The organism is Bacteroidota bacterium (genome assembly GCA_016721765.1).
Taxonomy (GTDB): Bacteria; Bacteroidota; Bacteroidia; order UBA4408; family UBA4408; genus UBA4408.
The window spans coordinates 496818-516549 of the sequence record JADKHO010000004.1; the positions used below are offsets into that span (position 1 = coordinate 496818).

The 19732-nt window shown below is 37.0% G+C and carries 20 protein-coding genes, 2 tRNA genes and 1 pseudogene; 20 read left to right on the forward strand and 3 right to left on the reverse strand.

Annotated elements, in window-relative coordinates; genetic code table 11:
- Positions 1 to 2 precede the first annotated feature (2 nt).
- From IPP32_16240 to IPP32_16260, 5 genes are all read left to right on the forward strand, one after another.
- Positions 3 to 428 carry a Rieske (2Fe-2S) protein gene (locus tag IPP32_16240; protein MBL0049636.1) on the forward strand — a complete coding sequence of 142 codons (426 nt, stop codon included), beginning with the start codon at positions 3 to 5 and terminating at the stop codon, positions 426 to 428.
- The gene (locus tag IPP32_16245) at positions 428 to 1504 is read left to right on the forward strand and encodes a hypothetical protein (GenBank protein MBL0049637.1); all 1077 of its coding nucleotides are present in this window, start codon (positions 428 to 430) and stop codon (positions 1502 to 1504) included. Before IPP32_16240 ends, IPP32_16245 begins: the two co-directional genes overlap by 1 nt.
- Positions 1505 to 1576: 72 nt before the next feature.
- Positions 1577 to 2950 carry a c-type cytochrome gene (locus tag IPP32_16250; GenBank protein MBL0049638.1) on the forward strand — a complete coding sequence of 458 codons (1374 nt, stop codon included), beginning with the start codon at positions 1577 to 1579 and terminating at the stop codon, positions 2948 to 2950.
- Positions 2951 to 3037: 87 nt separating this feature from the next.
- The gene (locus IPP32_16255; protein ID MBL0049639.1) at positions 3038 to 3874 is read left to right on the forward strand and encodes a helix-turn-helix domain-containing protein; all 837 of its coding nucleotides are present in this window, start codon (positions 3038 to 3040) and stop codon (positions 3872 to 3874) included.
- Between the two features lie 67 nt (positions 3875 to 3941).
- Entirely contained in the window at positions 3942 to 5216 is a 1275-nt protein-coding gene (locus IPP32_16260) for a T9SS type A sorting domain-containing protein (GenBank protein ID MBL0049640.1), read from the forward strand.
- A 9-nt stretch (positions 5217 to 5225) separates the two neighbouring features.
- On the opposite strand, the gene IPP32_16265 is transcribed toward IPP32_16260, so the two are convergent.
- Together IPP32_16265 and IPP32_16270 are read right to left on the reverse strand one after the other, a co-directional pair.
- Positions 5226 to 6545 (reverse strand): M20/M25/M40 family metallo-hydrolase, encoded by a 1320-nt coding sequence (locus IPP32_16265; protein MBL0049641.1) that lies wholly within the window; start codon positions 6543 to 6545, stop codon positions 5226 to 5228.
- 87 nt (positions 6546 to 6632) lie between these two features.
- The gene (locus IPP32_16270) at positions 6633 to 7037 is read right to left on the reverse strand and encodes a hypothetical protein (protein MBL0049642.1); all 405 of its coding nucleotides are present in this window, start codon (positions 7035 to 7037) and stop codon (positions 6633 to 6635) included.
- 221 nt (positions 7038 to 7258) lie between these two features.
- Here IPP32_16270 and IPP32_16275 point away from each other — a divergent pair, with 221 nt between their 5' ends.
- From IPP32_16275 to IPP32_16335, 13 genes and pseudogenes are all read left to right on the forward strand, one after another.
- A complete protein-coding gene (locus IPP32_16275; protein MBL0049643.1) occupies positions 7259 to 9340 on the forward strand; it encodes a tetratricopeptide repeat protein in 2082 nt (693 codons plus the stop codon).
- Between the two features lie 113 nt (positions 9341 to 9453).
- On the forward strand, positions 9454 to 10578 hold the full coding sequence (locus tag IPP32_16280) for a glycosyltransferase family 4 protein (protein MBL0049644.1): 1125 nt from the start codon (positions 9454 to 9456) through the stop codon (positions 10576 to 10578).
- Between the two features lie 7 nt (positions 10579 to 10585).
- Positions 10586 to 11226 (forward strand): annotated as a pseudogene (locus tag IPP32_16285) (ribonuclease HII).
- Between the two features lie 6 nt (positions 11227 to 11232).
- Positions 11233 to 12111, forward strand: a complete 879-nt coding sequence (locus IPP32_16290) for a hypothetical protein (GenBank protein MBL0049645.1) — start codon at positions 11233 to 11235, stop codon at positions 12109 to 12111.
- A 52-nt stretch (positions 12112 to 12163) separates the two neighbouring features.
- Positions 12164 to 12751, forward strand: a complete 588-nt coding sequence (locus IPP32_16295) for a hypothetical protein (protein MBL0049646.1) — start codon at positions 12164 to 12166, stop codon at positions 12749 to 12751.
- A gap of 69 nt (positions 12752 to 12820) precedes the next feature.
- Entirely contained in the window at positions 12821 to 13141 is a 321-nt protein-coding gene (locus IPP32_16300) for a hypothetical protein (GenBank protein MBL0049647.1), read from the forward strand.
- Positions 13099 to 13776 carry a hypothetical protein gene (locus IPP32_16305; GenBank protein MBL0049648.1) on the forward strand — a complete coding sequence of 226 codons (678 nt, stop codon included), beginning with the start codon at positions 13099 to 13101 and terminating at the stop codon, positions 13774 to 13776. Before IPP32_16300 ends, IPP32_16305 begins: the two co-directional genes overlap by 43 nt.
- A gap of 26 nt (positions 13777 to 13802) precedes the next feature.
- Positions 13803 to 13949, forward strand: coding sequence for a hypothetical protein (locus IPP32_16310; GenBank protein MBL0049649.1), 147 nt, complete (start codon positions 13803 to 13805; stop codon positions 13947 to 13949).
- Positions 13950 to 14046: 97 nt separating this feature from the next.
- Complete coding sequence (locus IPP32_16315) at positions 14047 to 14250, forward strand: hypothetical protein (GenBank protein ID MBL0049650.1); 204 nt, start codon at positions 14047 to 14049, stop codon at positions 14248 to 14250.
- Between the two features lie 478 nt (positions 14251 to 14728).
- The gene (locus IPP32_16320; protein ID MBL0049651.1) at positions 14729 to 15565 is read left to right on the forward strand and encodes a hypothetical protein; all 837 of its coding nucleotides are present in this window, start codon (positions 14729 to 14731) and stop codon (positions 15563 to 15565) included.
- A gap of 70 nt (positions 15566 to 15635) precedes the next feature.
- A complete protein-coding gene (locus IPP32_16325; protein ID MBL0049652.1) occupies positions 15636 to 16592 on the forward strand; it encodes a hypothetical protein in 957 nt (318 codons plus the stop codon).
- Positions 16593 to 16764: 172 nt separating this feature from the next.
- Entirely contained in the window at positions 16765 to 17751 is a 987-nt protein-coding gene (locus IPP32_16330) for a thrombospondin type 3 repeat-containing protein (protein ID MBL0049653.1), read from the forward strand.
- A gap of 5 nt (positions 17752 to 17756) precedes the next feature.
- Positions 17757 to 18131, forward strand: a complete 375-nt coding sequence (locus tag IPP32_16335) for an OmpA family protein (GenBank protein ID MBL0049654.1) — start codon at positions 17757 to 17759, stop codon at positions 18129 to 18131.
- A gap of 88 nt (positions 18132 to 18219) precedes the next feature.
- Here the strand turns inward: IPP32_16335 and IPP32_16340 are convergent, their stop codons facing one another.
- Positions 18220 to 18969, reverse strand: coding sequence for a class I SAM-dependent methyltransferase (locus IPP32_16340; GenBank protein MBL0049655.1), 750 nt, complete (start codon positions 18967 to 18969; stop codon positions 18220 to 18222).
- Between the two features lie 176 nt (positions 18970 to 19145).
- Here IPP32_16340 and IPP32_16345 point away from each other — a divergent pair.
- Together IPP32_16345 and IPP32_16350 are read left to right on the forward strand one after the other, a co-directional pair.
- Positions 19146 to 19219: transfer RNA gene (locus tag IPP32_16345), tRNA-Pro, on the forward strand.
- Positions 19220 to 19440: 221 nt separating this feature from the next.
- Positions 19441 to 19514: transfer RNA gene (locus IPP32_16350), tRNA-Arg, on the forward strand.
- The last annotated feature ends 218 nt before the right edge of the window (positions 19515 to 19732 follow it).

A 19732-nucleotide genomic window follows, 5' to 3' on the forward strand; every position in this document is an offset into this window, starting at 1 on the left:
CCATGAAAAGAAGAGATTTTTTACACCAAAGTTGTTTTGCATGCCTTGCTGCAGGAGCCGGACTTTCCTTGCTTGGACTTGAATCTTGTAGTTCCACAAAAGTACTTTCAGCTGCGCCTGAAAATGGCCAAATAAAAGTTGATATATCGCAATTTGAGCCCGAAAGCAACGCCTTAATTGTCCGAACCAAAGCGCTGGAACATGATATCTTAATTTTACGAACTGATGAGAATTATCGCGCAATATACCTGCAATGCAGCCATCAAAACAATCCTGTAAATTATACCGGTTCTAAAATCGTATGTAACACGCATGGCAGTCAGTTTGATTTGGATGGTATAGTAAAAGTAGGTCCTGCTGACAAGCACTTAAAAAAAATAAAAATAGATAAAGAAAATACACTTTTAACCTTATCAATTACCGATTAATGAAACCCCAATTATCCACCACTTTAATAGCCGCCATAGCTATTATTTTCGCTTTTCATTCCTGCAAAAAAAACTCCGGTAATGAAGCCGTTGTTTCTGTGGAGCCAGCTGAAGTGATTCATGATTTTGCACATAAAGTTGCTTTTGCCACTTATACAGATCTGGAAGCAAAAGCTAATTTGTTGTTTGTGCAGGTGCAAACTTTTAATGTCACAAACTCAAACACAGACTTAGCTTCGTGCAAACAGCTATGGAAAGATACCCGTGCAGTATGGGAAAAGAATGAGGCATTTTTATTTGGTCCGGTTGCCACCGAAGACATGGATCCTGGAATTGATGATTGGCCTGTTAACAAAGATGATTTGGATACTTTATTGGCAAGCAATCAGGTTTTTACAAGTGGCTTTTTAGATAGTACGCAAACCACCTTAAAAGGATTTCATCCGATGGAATATTTATTATTTGGTGTGAACGGAATCAAATCAGCAAGCGAATTTACAAATCGCGAAAAAGAATACCTACTAGCCTTGGGAGATTACATTAAACGCTTAAGCACAAAAATTCGAAAATCCTGGGATCCAAATGAAAGTGGAAATTACTTAGTGAATTACACTTCGGCCGGACAGACAGGAAGCAATTACGCCACAAAACGGGCTGCTTTGGAAGAACTTGTAAATAGCATGATTGGCATTTGTGAGGAAGTATCGGGTGGAAAAATTGAAGAACCCTTGGCCGCACAAAACCCTAATCTTGAGGAATCTCAATTTAGTCAGAATTCGATTGTAGATTTCACAAACAATATGCGCAGTGTACAAAATGCCTATTTTGGCGATTACCTGGAAGATGGAATAGGTTTAAACAAATGGGTTAATCAATCTAATATTTCCCTAGATAATAAAGTGCAGCAAAAGTTGACTGCAGCCATAAACTCTTTTTCATTAATTACTGTTCCATTCGGGCAAGCAATTATTACGCAACAACTCCAATTGCATCAAGTGCAAGAAAAAATAAATGAATTGAAGGATGTATTAGAAGGCGAATTATTACCCTATATTCAAGCCGGAGTAACAGATTAATTGAATAATTAAACGCAAAAAATTAGGGTCATTTATAATATGGCTCCTTTTAAAAACATCAAGAATAAAAAGATGAGAGTTACTTATGGCATTGCAATTTTATGCATTTTAGTTTTTGCTTATGGGTGCAGGAAATACAATGAATTAGATGAAGATACACTTGACACACGCTTTTCTGGTGGTGTGAATACGGCATTTGATGAATCAAGTGGAGCTTTTTCTCATGCGTTCCCTGAATTAAGTGCAAACGATTTAGCGGTGCACGAAGTGGGAGATCGTCATTTTGAAATTTCATTTGTTACCGCACCTGCTTTGATTCGACCGGGTTTGGGACCTGTGTATAACAATGTTTCTTGTGCCTCCTGTCACATTGCCGATGGGCGCGGTAAGCCTGCATTGCCCGGGGAACGCCTATTATCGATGTTGTTTCGAATTAGTATTCCGGGTGAAGATGCACATGGTGGGCCGGTTTCAGTTCCGGGTTTTGGTGGGCAATTGCAATCAAATGCGGTTTATGGAAAAGCACTCGAAGGTTCTGTAAATATTAGTTATACAGAAGAACCGGTTTATTTTTCGGATGGACAAAGTATTTCTTTGCGTCGACCATCCTACGTTGTGCAAAATACTTACATCCCCCCTCCTGCCGGAATGCTTTTGTCGCCGCGGGTTGCGCCACCTGTTTTTGGTTTAGGATTACTGCAAGCAATTCCGGAAAGTACCATTCTTAACTGGGCCGATGAGCAGGATACAGATGGAGATGGCATTAGTGGAAAACCAAATTATGTGTGGAACCTACGCGCTGGTACAAGCACCTTAGGACGATTTGGATGGAAAGCAGGAGCACCCGATTTGTTGCAACAAACAGCCGGTGCATACAATGAAGACATGGGCATTACCAATCCCGTTTTCGATCAGGAAAGTTCGCTTGGCCAAAGTCAATTTGATGGCTTAAATGATGAAGTAGAAGTAAGCGACAGTATTTTAAAAGCGGTTGCCTTTTACACACAAACGTTAAGTGTTCCTGCGCGCAGAAATATTAAAGACCCTGTAAACGTTAGCGGTGAAAAACTTTTTACTCAAGCAGGCTGTAATAAATGTCATAAACCAAGTGTGCGCACAGCGGTTGATGTTTCTTTTAGAGCTGTTTCCAACCAATTGATTTTTCCTTATACCGACATGTTGTTGCATGATATGGGAACGGATTTAGCGGATAATCGACCGGATTTTAAAGCCAATGGATTGGAATGGCGCACGGCACCGCTTTGGGGAATTGGCTTAACCCAATTGGTGAATGGGCATTCTAATTTTTTACACGATGGGCGCGCCCGCAATTTAATGGAAGCAATTCTTTGGCATGGTGGAGAAGCCCAAGCAGCAAAGGAATTTGTGAGACAGTTGCCAAAATCTGATCGAGATGCGCTCCTCTCCTTTTTGGCAAGCTTGTAATTTATCCAATCAAAAAAAAACAACTTTCACTTATTTGATAAGTATACTTTTTGTCTCTCCAAAAAAGCTTTCTAAATTTGGAAGCACATGATACCGGTTCACACCAATCCTGAAATAGAAAAAAAGGAAATTAAAGTAGTAGAGTTGAAATCTGCTGCCAAAGAAATAAATGAAATTCACCGGCACCAATTTTTTGAGTGCTTTGTTTTTTTAAAAGGCGGAGGAGTTCATACAATTGATTTTATTGATTTTCCCATTCAGGATAACTCCATTCATATTATAACTCCAGGGCAAGTGCATCAAGTTGTGCGCGATGCAAATTGCCATGGATTTGTATTTATGTTTGACCTGATACATGCCGGATCCAATAAAATAATTGAAGACTTTTTGATTGATCACAATTGTTTTGCTGTAACTGAAATTCCGCCCGTGTATTTATTTGAAGATTCCTTTAATGAAGTAATGGCGCACATTACAAAGCAATGTTTGGAAGAATTTAACTCCACTAATCCACTAAAAAATTATTTGGTCACAAATCAATTGTGCCTTCTTTTGTTGCATTGCATGCAGCTTAGCAGGAAAGAAAATTTAGTTCAAGAAAATAAACAGCTAAGTACTTACACTGCTTTTAGACGCTTGTTGTTAAGCGATTTCAAACAGCTTAAAAAAGTAAAAGACTACGCTCAAAAATTAACTATCTCAGAAAAACAATTGAATGAAATTTCCCTTCAACGAAGTGGTGAAACTGCTAGCGGGCTTATTTACAAACAAACTATTTTGGAAGCCAAACGCTTATTAAACACTGGGATTTCGGCAAAAGAAGTTGCCTATGAATTAAACTTTTTAGACCCGGCACATTTCAGCAAATTTTTTAAAAGTCAAACCGGCATGAGTCCCTCTGAATTTAAAAACATACATGATTAAGGCGCAATTGTACATTGTGTTGCGCTTATTCATGAATTAGTTTTGTATCAACAAATCCAAAACGAAAATGAAAACAAAACTTTACACCTTTTGCAGCAAAGTATTAATACTACTGCTTTCGAGTTATTCTTTTGTGCATGCTGAATCCTGGACAAAGGTAAACAGTGGCACTTCAAAAAAATTAAACACCATTTATTTTTCCTCTCCTACGATTGGATACATAGGTGGTAATGACAGCTTGTTGCTAAAAACAATGGACGGCGGTTTAACATGGAACAAGATAAATTTTAGCGGTGTTACTTTTTATCCTACTGCTGAACACATCTTAAATTTGCAATTCTTAAACGACAGTATTGGATTTATGACCATTGGACCTTATATTGGGAGTTACAAAACTACCGATGGCGGTTTGACCTGGACGCTTTTGCCCACTGCCGGAAATCAGTGCTTTAACCAAGGCCTTTACTTTTTTGACGAAAGCAATGGATTTATTGGTGGTTCGGGGTGTTTTCAGGGGGAAATCATAAGTCAACTTTCAGCCGGTACCTGGACAACTAATGTTTTAAATTCAACGAGTTTTAATCCGGGGGATATTGTAACAGATATTACTTTTCTAAATTCTAATTTCGGACTGGCTTCAAGTCGCAGTGGATATATTTACCGCACTACCAATGGGGGCAGCAATTGGGATTCGGTAAGGGCTTCGCTTGATTTAAATCCCATTACTTCTGTTATAATAATAAACGATACGCTGGCTTTCGCCGGATACGAATCAATTACTATTGGATTTGGATTATACATTAGTACAGATGGTGGTTTAAGCTGGAATCAAGACCTAAATTCGGCCACTTTTTATTATCCTGATTTTTTAACCTTGCATCAAAGTGGTGCAGGAAAATTATATACAGGCGGAGTTTCTCAAAATGCAGAAGGATTAATTTTTTCGGCTTCTGATCCATTTATCAATTGGAGTTTCAATGTGGTTGATCAAAAAATAAATGATATATCTTCTTATCAAGATTCGATAGTATTTGCTGTTGGGGATAGCGGATATATTGTTGTGAACAAGCCATTAAACGGTTTAGGACTTAGCGGATTACACGAACCGTCTTCATCTTTGATTATCTATCCCAATCCTGCAAAGAATGTGCTGCATCTAAACGTAAATGAAGGAATTGAATTTCAAAAAGCAGCTACAAAAATATACAACACTATGGGTAAACTTATTTATCATGCAGCATTCACACCTCAACTTTCTCTTTCGAATTTGAGTAAAGGAATTTATGTTGTAGAAATTTCTAGCGAAATAGTAAGCTATAGAAAGAAGTTTGTCATTGAATAAATGAATATTTTATTCTAATGCTTTTTCGAATGCTAGGCGGTAGATTAGTACAGCAGATCTTTTGGCTTCGATTGCTAAATAATTGGTATTGGCGGTTTCATGAATGGTATGTCCCCCAGTGCCGGGAAGTCCGATTCCATCTAATGCCATCTCCACCCAATCGTTCACAAAACAAATATCGGCAGCACCTGCATCTCTTGGATTTACAGCTTCCTGGCTGGGAAATCCAAGATCGGTGCTTACTCTGCTGTAATACTTCAATAATTTTTTATTGCCTTCGGTGGCTGTCATGGGTGGGTATCCGTTCTCGCCAAAATCAATATGGGCAGTGGTATTAGGAAAATTTTCAGCTACAATTTTTTGCATACTTTTCTTTACTCTTTGCACTTGCATGGTGGAAACTGCTCTTAAATCTCCCTTTACAATTACATCTTGTGCCACAATATTATTTTTACCAAAAGCGCTAGCTTGATTGTGCAAAGAATCAAAATTAACTGTATTACCGCCTGCAATTAATCCCGGATTAAAAGTTAAATTTTCTTCTCCTTTTAAAGAATCGTAAAATGTTTTTAGGATTCGGGATGCTTCGTAAATCGCACCATTGCCGACCTCTGCTGTAAAAAGCTGAGAAGAATGTGCAGCATGTCCCTTAACGGTGAGTGTCCAATCGGATGCTCCTCTTCTTTCAATTACTGCTTTAGTAGCTAATCCATCGCCATCCTCATAACCTAATGCATAGTCGGCGCGTTTTGCAGCCTCAATTAAATCGTATTTGGATAGCGCTAAAGGAAATCCGCTGGCTTCTTCATCACCACTCATTATAACTTCTATGTTTAAATCAGCTAGCAATCCTGCATCTCTTAAAGCCTGTAAAGCAAGGATTATAATAACATCGCCGCCTTTCATATCGGCAGCACCGGGACCATGCATCATACTATCGTTAAGCATTTCAAAAGTTTGGAAGGGGCTGTCGGGTTCAAAAACAGTGTCGAGGTGGCCGATTAATAGAATTTTTTTTCCTCTTTTTCCTTTATGTGTCGCAAGCACATGACCTGCACGGTGAAAAGTTTCGCCGGAAATCCATTTGGTTTCGAAACCAAGTGCTTTTAATTCGCGTGTAAAAACAGCGCCAACTTGCTTAACACCACCAAAATTGAATGTTCCACTATTTATGTTAACCACTTCCTTTAAAAGGTCTAAGGCTTGAACGGCATGCAAATCAACCTCAGCAGCAATTCGCTTTTCGGTTTTAGAAGGCTGAGCAGATAGTGTGTAAAAAATCAATATCCCGCTAAGCGAGAGTAGGAAGAAAAAATTAGTGCGTTGCATTAATAAAAATATTCTTGCTGAATAATAGAGCACGAATATAGGAAATGCGTGACTGAATTTAAATTACAAAAAAACTAGGGATGCATCTTAATTTGTTTGCCATGGATTAGTTTGAGTAAAGAGCTCTAAGCTTGATTTACCTTTACTTTTAGTTAACACCCTCACTTCCTTATTTTTCTTATCAAAAATAAAATAGAAATTATTTCCGTTATCGCTCATCACAAAATAAATGGTGACACCTTGCTTACGATCGAATTCTTTGCTTTTAACTTTGAATGCGGAATTTACATTTTGAATTTTTTGAAAAATAACCGACTCGGCTTTATTGATTTCAAAACTACTATTTTGAGCTTGTCCCTCATTGCAATCATCAAACTGTTCCGTTTGTGCATTCCAATTGCATAATTGCTGGTAAGTGCATGCGTATACAGCTTGTGTGCGAGCTTGAAAACACCCCAGAAGTAAAATTAACAAGATGCTTAATTGTTTCATTTTGTTATTAATTTATGTGATGTTAAGTTCGGGATTTAGCATTGTTGTTTGTTACAGATGAAAATTAAAAATTTATATAATTAATAGATTTTGAATAAACTGATTGATGAATTCGGAAGGGTATGCACAAATGAGCTATTGAAATTTGAATGCTTTTTGTCTTTTTTGGGGTAGGAAAAAAAGATTTGTAAATTGCGCTTTAAATTCATTCCTATCTGAGTATGCAGAAGCTGGCATTGGCTTTATTTCTTTTTTTATGGTGTAATACAACACTTGTGTTTGCTCAAACTCCCCAAACAGAGAAACTCAAAGAGATAATAAAAAACGCTAAAGAGGACACTGCTAAAGTGAATGCCATATTAGCCATCAGTAAAATTTATTTTGGAACAGCACCCGAAAAATCTATCTCGTATGCAGAGATAGCGAAAACACTTTCTCAAAAAATAAATTATAAAAAAGGAATTGCATTGGCCTTAAAAAACATGGGAATAGGCTACTTCAACAAGGGCTCCTATGTAGAAGCATTGCAGAACTACAAGCAAGCTTTAGATGTATTTTCCTCCATAAAAGACAGTGCCGGTGTTGCCAATATGTATAATAATATGGGCAATATCTATTATATCCAAAACGAAGATTACAAAGCACTGGATTATTACATTAAATCCTTAAAAATAGCCGAGCAACTTAACGACAAAATTCGTATCGCTACAGCCAATGGAAATATTGGAGCTGTTTATTTAGGAAAACGCTCCACTTACTATAAAGCGTTGGAATATAATATGAATGCACTGAAGGTAGGAGAAGAAATAAAAGATAATAATATTATTGGTTCGTCCTCTGTGAATATTGGCGAAATCTATTTAAATCAAGGCAACACAAAATCAGCTTTAAATTATTTCCAAAAAGCTTTGATTGCTTTTGAAGGATCTGAAAATTATCCCATTGCATTAATATTTTTAGGGAAGGCTTACGCAAAAAAGGGCGAACAAAGTGTTGCTATTAGTTATTTTGAGAAAGCTTATTCCCATGCCAAAAATATTGATGCTAAATTAGACATGGTAAATTCGCTAATTGAATTGGGCGGGATTTATGAAAAAGATAAAGAATATAAAATTGCACTTCTTAAGTATAAAGAGGCAGAAGATATTGCAACCAAGCTAGGTTCAACTGAACGCTTAAAATTATCGTACGAGGGATTGGCAAATTCGTATAGCCGAGTGAATGACTTTACCAACGCTTTCAAATATCAAAAGCTATTAACAATAGTAAAAGATACCCTCTACAATATTGATGCTGATAAAAAATTCAGCAATCTGCAATTCAATTTTGACCTTGAAAAAAAGCAAAGTGAAATTAACCTCCTGCAAAAGCAAAAAGAAATTAGTGCCAAAGAAATAAAGAGTAAACAAATTATTCAGGCTGCACTTTCCGGATTTTTAATTGTGCTTTTTGTGCTATTGGCATTTGTATATCGCATCTACATCATTAAGAAAAAAACAAATATTGAGTTGGAGGAAAAGAATAATAAAATTGAACTTCAAAAATCTGAGATAACCAAGAGTATTGAGTACGCTAAAAAAATACAGGATGCCATGTTGCCTGAAGAGGATCTAATTGTGGAAGTGCTGTACAATAGTTTTTTGCTATACCGCCCAAAAGATATTGTGAGTGGAGACTTTTATGTGTGTATAAATGAGAACAAAAAAATATTTCTTGCTGTTGCCGATTGCACCGGACATGGGGTTCCCGGTGCGCTAATGAGCATGATTGGGAGCAATATTTTAAATAAACTCATCACCGATAAGGGCCTTACCGAACCAACTGAAATACTAGATCAGCTAAATACCGAACTGATTATCGCTTTAAAACAAAATAAAAATGAAGGTAATGATGGGATGGACATTGCCTTGTGCGTGATTGACTTTAACGAAAATTATTTAAAGTTTGCCAGGGCATATCGCCCACTGTGGATGATTCGAAATGATGAATTGGAAGAAATAAAAGGTTCCAAATTTCCCATTGGCGGACACCATCAAATTCACGATGAGCGCCGCTATACCTCACACAATGTGAAAATAAATAAAAACGATCGTTTCTATATTTTTACCGATGGTTTCGCAGATCAATTTGGCGGTTTACATGGCAAAAAATTAACAACCAAAAAATTAAAAGAATATCTCCTCACTACTAAATCCGAGAACATTAAAAAACAAGGTGCATCGCTCACCCATTTTTTTGAAAAATGGAAAGGACACAACGAGCAGCTGGATGATGTTTGTTTTATTGGATTTGAAGTAATATAGATTCCACTCTATACTCAAAACTAAACTAACAATCTGCTGTTAAGTACTTGACAAAACTAAGTGCTTAACTATACCCTTTATGGCTTACTTTTGCTATACTTAATTAAACTTAGTTGAAAATAGCAGTAAACACAAGGCTTTTCCTTAAAAACAAAATGGAAGGCATGGGTTGGTTCGGGTATGAATCGTTGAAGCGCATTACTCAAAATCACCCGGAGCATGAATTCATTTTTATTTTTGACCGGCCATTTGACCCCGAATTTGTAACTGCTAAAAATGTTACTCCGCTTGTTTTGTTTCCACCCACCCGCCATCCTTTTCTTTGGATTTTTTGGTTTGAAATCAGTCTACCTTTTGTGCTTCGAAAACACAAACCTGATTTATTTTTATCTCCGGATGGTATGATTAGCTTGCTTTCGGGAACAAAAAGCCTTGCGGTTATTCATGATCTGAATTTTATTTATTATAAAAAGGATATGCCTTTTTGGGTTGAAAAATATTACAACTTTTTCTTCCGGCGATTTGCAAAAAAATCGGTTCGTTTAGCAACTGTTTCAGAATACTCTAAAAACGATATCATTAAAAACTATGGTATTGAGGCGAGCAAAATAGATGTAGTTGGAAATGGTTCTAACTTGTTGTATACACCAATATCACCACAACAAAAATTACTTATTCGAAATGAACTAACTGAAGGGAAGAATTATTTTTTGTTTGTTGGAGCCATGCATCCTCGAAAAAATATTGTAAATCTTTTTAAAGCTTTTGATGCATTTAAGACACAAACGAAGGCCGAGACAAAGCTAGTAATAGTGGGCAGCAAAATGTATTGGCGTGCTGACATCGCTGCCTCTTATGAAGCCATGACGCATAAATCGGAAGTTGTTTTTACCGGTCGTTTAGCACCCGAAAAATTAAAAGATGTGCTGGGTGGAGCACTTGCCTTGACTTATGTTCCCTACTTTGAAGGATTTGGAATTCCAATAGTAGAAGCCATGAATTGTGATGTCCCGGTAATTACTTCCAATGTGACCTCTATGCCCGAAATTGCAGGAGATGCAGCTTTGCTTGTAAATCCATTTTCGGTAGAAGAGATTACGGCTGCACTTGTAAAAATGAATGAAGATGAAGCGCTTCGAAATATTTTAATTGAAAAAGGTAGGAGCAGAAGACTTGATTATTCTTGGGATAAAACTGCTGAGAAACTCTGGACCTGTATTGAAAAAGCTATGATTTAATAAAGCCATGCTTAAAAAACATTTTACGACTAAAGGTATTGAAGCCGGATGTGATGAAGCAGGAAGGGGATGCTTAGCCGGACCGGTTGTGGCAGCTGCCGTGATCCTGCCGCGTAAGATTAATAAGGCATTATTAGTTCTTGATGATTCGAAGAAACTAAATGAAAAACAACGAAACGAGTTGAGGCCGGTTATAGAAAACCATGCATTAGCTTTTGCAGTTGGTATTGTTTCAAATATTGAAATAGATAAAATAAACATCTTAAAAGCCTCTTTTTAGCCATGCACAGGGCGCTTGATCAATTAAAAATGAATCCGGATTTATTACTTATTGATGGTAATCGTTTTACACCGTATAAAACTATTCCGCACGAATGCATTGTTAAGGGTGATGGTAAATACATGGCAATTGCTGCTGCTTCCATCCTTGCAAAAACGTATAGAGATGAAATTATGGAGAGCTTGCATGTGCAATTTCCGGTGTATGAATGGAATAAAAACAAAGGGTATCCAACATTGCTTCATCGCACAAAGATTGAAAAACATGGAACATGTAATCAGCATCGCATGAGTTTTAATCTCGTAAACACACAGCTTGAATTAAAATTTTATTCCGGAATCACTACAACATCAGCACCTAAATACTGAATATAAATGCTTAAGAAAATATTAATCACACTCTTTCTTGTACCTGTTATCGGTGCAGCTATTTATGGGTATTTTCATTTCAAACAAATAAAAACACCCTTAAGTTCTGTAATTAAAGCTATTCCAGCAAACGCAGCAGTGGTTTTAAAATGTAATACGCCAAAAAGTTCTTTGCAAAACTTTTCGGTTGCTAATCCCATGTGGAAATCCTTGGTGAGTTATCCTTTTTTTGGTGATTTACATACCGATATGCGCTTTTTGGATGCCTTGTTTGCGACTAATATTGAAGCCTATAAAAATATTCAAGACAAACCCCTTTTTATTTCGGCTCATCCCGATGCCAGCAATCATTTTGGATTGTTGTATTTGCTGAATCTACCGAATACACTTTCGAAGAAACAGTTGAATGATTTTATTCAAAATGCTGCGGCTAAAACGTCGATTTATTCCTTGCGAATTTATGATGGTGTTGCATTAAATGAATTAAAAATTAATGAGGATAAGACCTTATACTATTTTTTTAATCAGGGAATTTTTGCTTGTACTTTTTCGCGCTTTTTAATGGAGGATGCTATCGTGCAGCTTAATTCAGGAACCCCAATTTCGGCTGATCCTGCCTTTGATAAAATTTGGAATTCTGCCGGCAAAAAAGTGGAAGCTACCCTCTTTATTAATTACACTTACTTTCCGCAACTCTTTTCAACAATGCTAGAACCAAAGGAAGCCGGATTTTTAAAAGCTTTGTCAACTTTTGCTAATTGGACAAGTCTGGACATCAAAACAAAACCCAATTCCTATCAATTAAATGGATTCACACTTTCCAAGGATAGTAGCAACAACTACTTAAATATTTTCAAAACCAAGAACCACAAGAATTTGAGATGACCGATGAATTACCTTCCTCAGTTGCTTTTTTCAACACACTGCTTTGAGTGATGTGAACCGGTATTTTAAAAATTATGATACTTATCTCAATAACTTAACGGATCATTTCACGCGGCAAGAGCAAGTATCAAAACTCAATAAATCATTTGGTGTAAATGCTCAAAATTTTTTCAAACAATGGATGGGCAATCAGTTTGCGTATGTGATTACGGAACCCGAAAATGAAAATTACGCATCAAATTGCTATGCCGTTTTTAAAACAAATGGAAATAAAGAGGTAGCCAAATTGTTGCTTGATTTCGCCACTAAAATAAATAGTAAACAAGCCAATGGAGATTCAATTGCTGAACATTTTAGAGGGTTTACAATTCAACAAATAAAGGCCAAATCGCTTATTCCAATGGTTTTTGGAGAGAGTTACGAAAAAATAAGTGCGAGTTATTTTGTGTTGATGGATGAAACCGTGGTATTCGCAAATAGTGCAGCGGCTTTAAAAAAATGGATCAATTCAATTTTAGCAGGGCATACCTTATCATCAGATGCCGATTATAAAACTTTTGCTGAAAATACAAGCTCTCAATCGAATCTTTTTGTGTATTCAGCATTGGCACGATCCCTTTTCTATTTCAAAAGCATTTAAAAAGAGGTATTAAACTGGTCAGAAGCGAAAACTAAAACGCTTCAAGAATTTCATGCACTTGCTTTTCAAATGAGTGCAAATGCCAACTTGTTTTACAGTTCCATATTTGCATCCTATAAACCATGCTATAAAAAAGCGAATGAATCCTTACTCGATATTCAGCTGGATACTACGATCCTAACTAAACCATCCATACTGCTCGACCCCGCTGACAGCAGTCGGTTAATTTTTGTACAAGATGCTTCCAATAAAATCTACCTCATCGACAACAAAGGGAAAATTTTATGGAAAAACGAAATGAAAGAAAAAATCATGAGCGAAGTGCAATCCGTTAATGAGAAAAAGAAATGCAATTTGTCTTCTCCACAAAAACTAAAATTTATGTGTTAGATAAGGATGGCGATAATGTGTCTAAATTTCCGGTGGTGTTAAAGTACATTGCCACCAATGGTGTGAAAGCGATAGATTACGAAAACAATGGAGAATATAGATTACTCATTGCTGAAGAGAACAAGCGAATTTATAATTACACACTAAGAGGAGATGCAGTAAATGGCTGGGAAGCAGTAAGTAATAGCGATAAAGTAATTGCACCTATCTCTAATTTTCGAGCAAAAGGTTTAGATTACTTGGTGATTCTGGATCAAAGTGGGAATGTGAATTTACTGGACCGTAAAGGAAAATCTGTAGTAAAATTCAAGCAAAAATTAAAAAATGTGTACCGAAACATCTACTATTTAGCTATCGAAAACACTTTGAACGCCTCTTCTTTGGTTGCTTGCGATTCAAGCGGATGGGTTACACGACTCTATTTTTCAGGTAATATAGATAAATCACAAGTACATAAAACCAACCAAGCCTTTTATTTTAACTATGTTCCTGAAACACATAACTATTTATTTCTAACCGCAGATAAGCTTACTTTATTTGATGCTGCGAAAACTAAATTAAGTGAGGCAAAATTAAAATTAAAATACTTGACAGAACCGGTTGTGCTTGTTGAAAAAATAAATCGTTTAGCTTAGTTGTAGCTAATCCGGAGCAATGCATTATGCTGATTTCATCATCCGGATCAATACAATCATCGCACGAAATAAGTGCCACTACCCCACTCGCTAGTTCTCATTTTTATGGAGATGCTTCCTGGTACTCAATTATTGGTGCCGGAAACAAAGTTAAGGTGTATGCTGCTTATTAGTAACTAAAGGCATCTTCTCAAATTTCTTTAGCCATCATTTTTAACTCGCAAAAAATAATTAACTTGCGGTATATTTTTCGAACCAAATTCAGTGCTAATGAAAAGCAAAATTCTTCTCCGTAAAATAGTTGCCGCTGCGCTTCTTGCTCCCACGCTCCTCTTGCATTCATGTGTTAAAGAAGAGTACAATTTAAATAATATTGAAGCGGGCACTTGGAATCCCAACATTGCGATTCCATTGGTGTACACCAATTTTTCAATAAACGATATTGTACTGAGAACCGATAAAACGGACAGATAACCACCGACGGAGACAATTTTGTACACTTATTTACAAAGGGACACTCTTTTCAATAAATGCCGAAGATTTTATTGTATTGCCGGATCAAACAAAAGCCACCAGTTTTACAGTAAGTGCAAGCGAGGCTGCTATATTTAATGCGCTAGCACCCAACACCTCGGCTTCCTTTAGCCGCTCACAAAGCATCAATTTTTACCGGGCAGTACCAATGCGCAATTAGATTCTATTCTATTTGCTTCAGGTGCCATTAATTTTGACATAAACAAAACTTTCACTGCAGGTACTACTTTAGAAATCAGTATCCCTGCTGCCAAAAAAGGTGGTTTACCTTTCTTCGATACTTTTGGTGTAGGTGCAGGTACTACCAGTAGAACCTTAAATCTGGCAGGTTACCATTTTGATTTAACGGATTCCAACCACGCATAATAAATTTGAAATACTTTATTCCATTACCGTTACAAAAACACCTGGAAGCACATTGGCAGCTGGAAGCAACATTAATTTTACCGAGCACATTGTGAATCAAAAATTTCAAACTGTATTCGGAAATGTGGGAATGCAATCCAATTTAACACCCAATAACGACACCGTTTCCATCACCATATTTCGCCATAACAATACACCAATTGGAATTGGAACCTTTCACTTTGCAAATCCACTGCTAAAGCTCTATCTCACCAACTCATTTGGACTTCCTGTTAGTATCAGTAACATCGATTTAAAATGGTACAATCCCGGATTTGGGCAAGGAAATATTGCCTACACTACCACACCACTTCAAGTGAAAGCGCCTACTATAGTTGGCGCAGCAGAAATAAGCGACACTTTAAAACTGGATAATTCAAATAGTGATTTCAATGCTGCAATGGACAATCGACCCAAATACATTATTTACAATGTAGCTTCGTTAACAAACCCATTAAGCATGCCGCCTCAAATTAATTTTGTGGATGCAGGTAGTAAACTTAAAGCGAATGTGGAAGTGGTATTGCCCATGTTTGGAAATGCAAAAGATTTTACTTTTGAAGATACTGTTAAATTTAAATTTCAAAAGGTCGATAATATTGAATCAATCTTATTTAGGGCATTCGCGGTGAATGATTTTCCGATGGGAATAAGTATGCAGGTTTATTTCACAGATTCCATGTATCACAAGATTGATTCACTCTTTCAAGACGTAAACGTACTTCCCTCGGCAACCGTCAGCTTTCCTGTGAACAGCCCTCAAACATCTGTACCCAATCAAAAAACTACGGATGTAACTTTTAACCGCGCAAGGGCTTTGGCCTTAAAAATGCGAAGTACATTATCATAAAAGCGATTTCGGCCACATTTGATAATGGAACTAAGAATGTAAAAATATACAGCGACCGTCGACTTAGTTTTTGATTGTACTTGTACTAAGCCTTTTATGGCACAATGCAGTTGCGCAACAAAATTTAACCTTATACAATTTAAAGGCTATACCACAATCCAATTATGTAAACCCCGGAATTTTACCGAGCAGCCGGCTGAATATTGGATTACCCATTATTTCATCACTTTACTTAAATAAAAGCAACAGTGGTTTTAAATTAGATGATGTGATCACCAAAGGTAGTAATGGTGCTACTAAACTTGATTTCGAAAACCTGGTGAGTAAATTAGCCGATAATAATTATTTTGCCTTATCTCTTCACACCGATTTATTAAGTACAGCCTTTAAATACAAGAGTGGATATTTTAGTTTTAATGCGAGCTATAAATTGAATTGGAGAATTCGCTATCCTAAAGATTTGCTCAATTTTGTGTGGAAAGGTAATGGCGCTTCATTGGGCGAAGAGCAGCATTTTAATTTAGGTTTAGATGCAACAAATTACTTAGAATATGGCTTAGGTTATGCCCGTGAAGTCGGCGATAAATTATCGCTTGGTATTCGGGTAAAATACCTTAGTGGAATTGCAAATATTTCGACTAAAAAAAGCGACATCTCCCTCACTACCGACCCTACTACTTTTGACATTACTGCAACCTCTGATATAATTGTAAATACTTCCGGTATAATCGACAATCCCTTTAATGGATTGGGAGTTGGCGATTTTGTTACGAAACTTCATAACCGTGGCTATGGCGTTGATTTTGGAGGGAGTTACAAAGCAAGCGATCGCTTAACGGTGAATGCAAGTGTGCTGGATTTAGGCTCCATTAAATGGAAATTTGCACCAACAAATTATGTCAGCAAAAATCCAAATGCGTCTTTCAAATACCAAGGTATAGACCTCAACACCTTCTTAAATGACAGTACCACCATCGACAAAGCGGTGGAATTGGTTTTGATTCACTCAATTCCAGTTTTGCTTTAGATACTGTTCATCGTTCATACAAAACCCGCTTAGGTGCTCAAATTTATGCCGGCGCACAATACGAGTTAAATAAAGAAAGTAATGTTTCTCTTTTGGTTCAGGGACATTTCTTTGATAAAAATTACATCCGGCATTAGCCTTATCTTATAACTATACTATTGATAACTATTTAATGGGTTCTATTAATTATTCGATGTTTAATAGAAGCTATATGAACATTGGTTTAGGGCTTGCACTTAACCTTGGCCCATTGCAGATTTATGGAGTGAGTGACAATATTCTGGGCTTATTTGTGTACAACAAATACAGAGTCAACAACGGTGGAAAAACTACGGATATCACCTATCCCGGAAATACCAAAAATTTAAATTTACGAGTAGGTATAAATTTAACCTTTGGACGCAAACCACTGGATAAGGACAAAGATGGTGTAGTAAATAAAAAAGATGCCTGTCCCGAAATTCCTGGCTTGGTTGAATTTAACGGTTGTCCTGATAAGGATGGGGATAAAATTCCAGATAAAGATGATAAATGCCCTGACGATGCAGGTTTGAAAGAATTTAACGGTTGCCCGGATAAAGATGGCGATAAGGTAATTGATAGCGAAGATAACTGTATGGATATTGCCGGATTGCTTGAGTTTAAAGGTTGCCCGGATAAAGATGGCGATAAAATAATTGATAAAGAAGACGATTGTCCGGATGTGGCAGGTTTATTAGAATTTAAAGGTTGCCCTGATAGAGACGGTGATAAAGTTCCGGATAAAATTGATGAATGCCCGGATGATAGGGGATTTGCAAAATTAAATGGTTGCCCGGATGCAGATAGTGACGGTATAAAAGACAGTGAGGATAGATGTCCAAAAAAACCTGGACCTATCGAAAACAAAGGCTGTCCGGAGGATGTATTGTATGTATTAGATGCCAATGGTAAAGTAATCAACTTCGCAACCAAATCGAAAGATGGATTCTTCCGTTTTGAAACCTTGCCGGCGGATGGAGACTTTAAATTCCGCTTAGAGGGCGATGGAACAACCACCATTGACAAATTAAATATTTTAGTTGGAGGTGTTTCCACTAGGGCCGTTCGTATGAAAGATGGCTTCTTTAAATTTGAAAAATTGTTCCGGATGAAGCCAAACTCAAGGAGGAAAAAGTAATTGATGTGCCAATAAAACTGCTGAAAGAAGAGCAAGAAATTTTGCGTAAAGCATTTGATAATCTCGAATTCAACAATGGTAAAGATGTTATTCGCTTCGAGTCCTATGCATCCTTAGATGACCTTGGGAAATTAATGGTAAAAAAATCGGAATGGCGTTTAAAATTAAGCGGACACACCGACAATGTTGGAAATCCAAAAACCAATATGACACTGTCACAAAAACGTGCACAAGCGGTTAAAATTTTCTTAATCGATAGAGGAATAAAAGCCGATAGGATTATTGTTGAATATTTTGGTGCAACTAAACCGGTAGCCGATAATAAAACGGAGGCCGGGCGTCAGAAAAACAGAAGGGTTGAAATGCTCATCATTGAGTAAGCCAATAAACTCAAAAGGGCTGCTTCCAATATGGGAGCAGCCCTTTTTTATTCAAAATTATACCTCATTTATTAATATGCTTTCCCAATTATTTTGAAGCAACAATAGCATAGCTTCTATAATTCAACTTGTTATCTTCATTTAACAGGGAATTTAAGACTGCTGATAAAAGTGTAAAAGGATAGTATTGTTTAAATTTTTCATTCCAACATTCCAATTTCTTGAGCGCTTGATGCTTTTTTAGCTTTTGCAAGGTAGATTCCACAGGGTTTGGAATGCGTTGTGCTTGAGCAGACTTGGCTATTGGTTTGATTAAAATTCCCCATTTGTGCTTGGCAATATAATTACTCTTAGATTTCATGCGCTCTTGTTGCGCTTTTAATTCCAAAGGCATTGGCAATTCTATTGTATTGGATAAATCAAAATATAAGACTCCACCGGGTTTCAACACACGGAAAATCTCTGAAAATAATCGAGCCCCATTCTCAACTTCTTGAAGCACATCCATACAAAAAACTGCTTCGAAGCACTCATTTGTATAAGGAAGTCGCTCACCCGAGCCTTTTTCATATTGAATATCAATTCCTGCATGTCTAGCGGTATTCATAGCATGTAAAAATGAATTAATACTAGGATTAGTGCCACGATGAATAAAGCCGGGATGAATAAATTGGCTTGTAGGATTTTTAGAAGCACGAAAATTAAAATCTGCTTTCCATGGGTGGTTTAACTTGTTAAGAGAACTTAAAGAAGTGTAAGAAAGTGAATTACCTGCAGTTTTGCTTTTCAAAAGAAAGAGTGCTTCAGTAGGGCTCCAAATTGAACTAAGGTTTTCCATATGCTAAAATTTAGGTAGATTTAAAAGCAATTACGAGAAAAGGATTAGCCCGGATGGCTTGATTAGCAAGCATTCGGCCATTGGTAATTTTTATCGGGCGAAAAAAATGCAGAACTTTAAAATTCTTTATTGTGGTTTTAAAAATAGTACTACATTTGCACTCCTTTTAAAAGTTTCGGGGCGTAGCGTAGTCCGGTATCGCGCCTGGTTTGGGACCAGGAGGTCGTCAGTTCGAATCTGGCCGCCCCGACTTAATAAAGCAATACGATTTACGATTCACGAATTGTAGATCGTTTTTTGTTTGTAACAGTTTTTGATTATCTGATTCCGTAGCTCAGCTGGATAGAGCAACCCGCCATAGGCGGATAGGTCGCGCCAGTAGAGTTTTTGATATAATGATTCCGTAGCTCAGCTGGATAGAGCAACCCGCCATAGGCGGATAGGTCGCGCCAGTAGAGTTTTTGATATAATGATTCCGTAGCTCAGCTGGATAGAGCAACTGCCTTCTAAGCAGTAGGTCGCGCGTTCGAATCGCGCCGGGATCACTTCTGATGACAAGCCTTTCAAGAGATTGGGGGGCTTTTTTGTTTTGGGTGGGTACAACATAGGTACAATTTTAATCTAAAATAGACCTATGCAAATGTGGTATCACTGTTGCGTTAGTTCGAAAAAACTAACCTAAACTTAATTCATCATTTTCGTCTAACTTTTTTGTATCCTTGTCTATTATTTATAAGTACAAATGAGTGAATTCCAAAATTGG

Excerpts from the sequence above, each read along its gene's own strand:
- IPP32_16240 (MBL0049636.1), top strand. The coding sequence starts at position 3 with ATGAAAAGAAGAGATTTTTTACACCAAAGTTGTTTTGCATGCCTTGCT.
- IPP32_16245 (MBL0049637.1), top strand. The coding sequence starts at position 428 with ATGAAACCCCAATTATCCACCACTTTAATAGCCGCCATAGCTATTATT.
- IPP32_16250 (MBL0049638.1), top strand. The coding sequence starts at position 1,577 with ATGAGAGTTACTTATGGCATTGCAATTTTATGCATTTTAGTTTTTGCT.
- IPP32_16255 (MBL0049639.1), top strand. The coding sequence starts at position 3,038 with ATGATACCGGTTCACACCAATCCTGAAATAGAAAAAAAGGAAATTAAA.
- IPP32_16260 (MBL0049640.1), top strand. The coding sequence starts at position 3,942 with ATGAAAACAAAACTTTACACCTTTTGCAGCAAAGTATTAATACTACTG.
- IPP32_16265 (MBL0049641.1), bottom strand. The coding sequence starts at position 6,545 with ATGCAACGCACTAATTTTTTCTTCCTACTCTCGCTTAGCGGGATATTG.
- IPP32_16270 (MBL0049642.1), bottom strand. The coding sequence starts at position 7,037 with ATGAAACAATTAAGCATCTTGTTAATTTTACTTCTGGGGTGTTTTCAA.
- IPP32_16275 (MBL0049643.1), top strand. The coding sequence starts at position 7,259 with ATGCAGAAGCTGGCATTGGCTTTATTTCTTTTTTTATGGTGTAATACA.
- IPP32_16290 (MBL0049645.1), top strand. The coding sequence starts at position 11,233 with ATGCTTAAGAAAATATTAATCACACTCTTTCTTGTACCTGTTATCGGT.
- IPP32_16300 (MBL0049647.1), top strand. The coding sequence starts at position 12,821 with ATGAGTGCAAATGCCAACTTGTTTTACAGTTCCATATTTGCATCCTAT.
- IPP32_16305 (MBL0049648.1), top strand. The coding sequence starts at position 13,099 with ATGCAATTTGTCTTCTCCACAAAAACTAAAATTTATGTGTTAGATAAG.
- IPP32_16310 (MBL0049649.1), top strand. The coding sequence starts at position 13,803 with ATGCTGATTTCATCATCCGGATCAATACAATCATCGCACGAAATAAGT.
- IPP32_16315 (MBL0049650.1), top strand. The coding sequence starts at position 14,047 with ATGAAAAGCAAAATTCTTCTCCGTAAAATAGTTGCCGCTGCGCTTCTT.
- IPP32_16330 (MBL0049653.1), top strand. The coding sequence starts at position 16,765 with ATGGGTTCTATTAATTATTCGATGTTTAATAGAAGCTATATGAACATT.
- IPP32_16340 (MBL0049655.1), bottom strand. The coding sequence starts at position 18,969 with ATGGAAAACCTTAGTTCAATTTGGAGCCCTACTGAAGCACTCTTTCTT.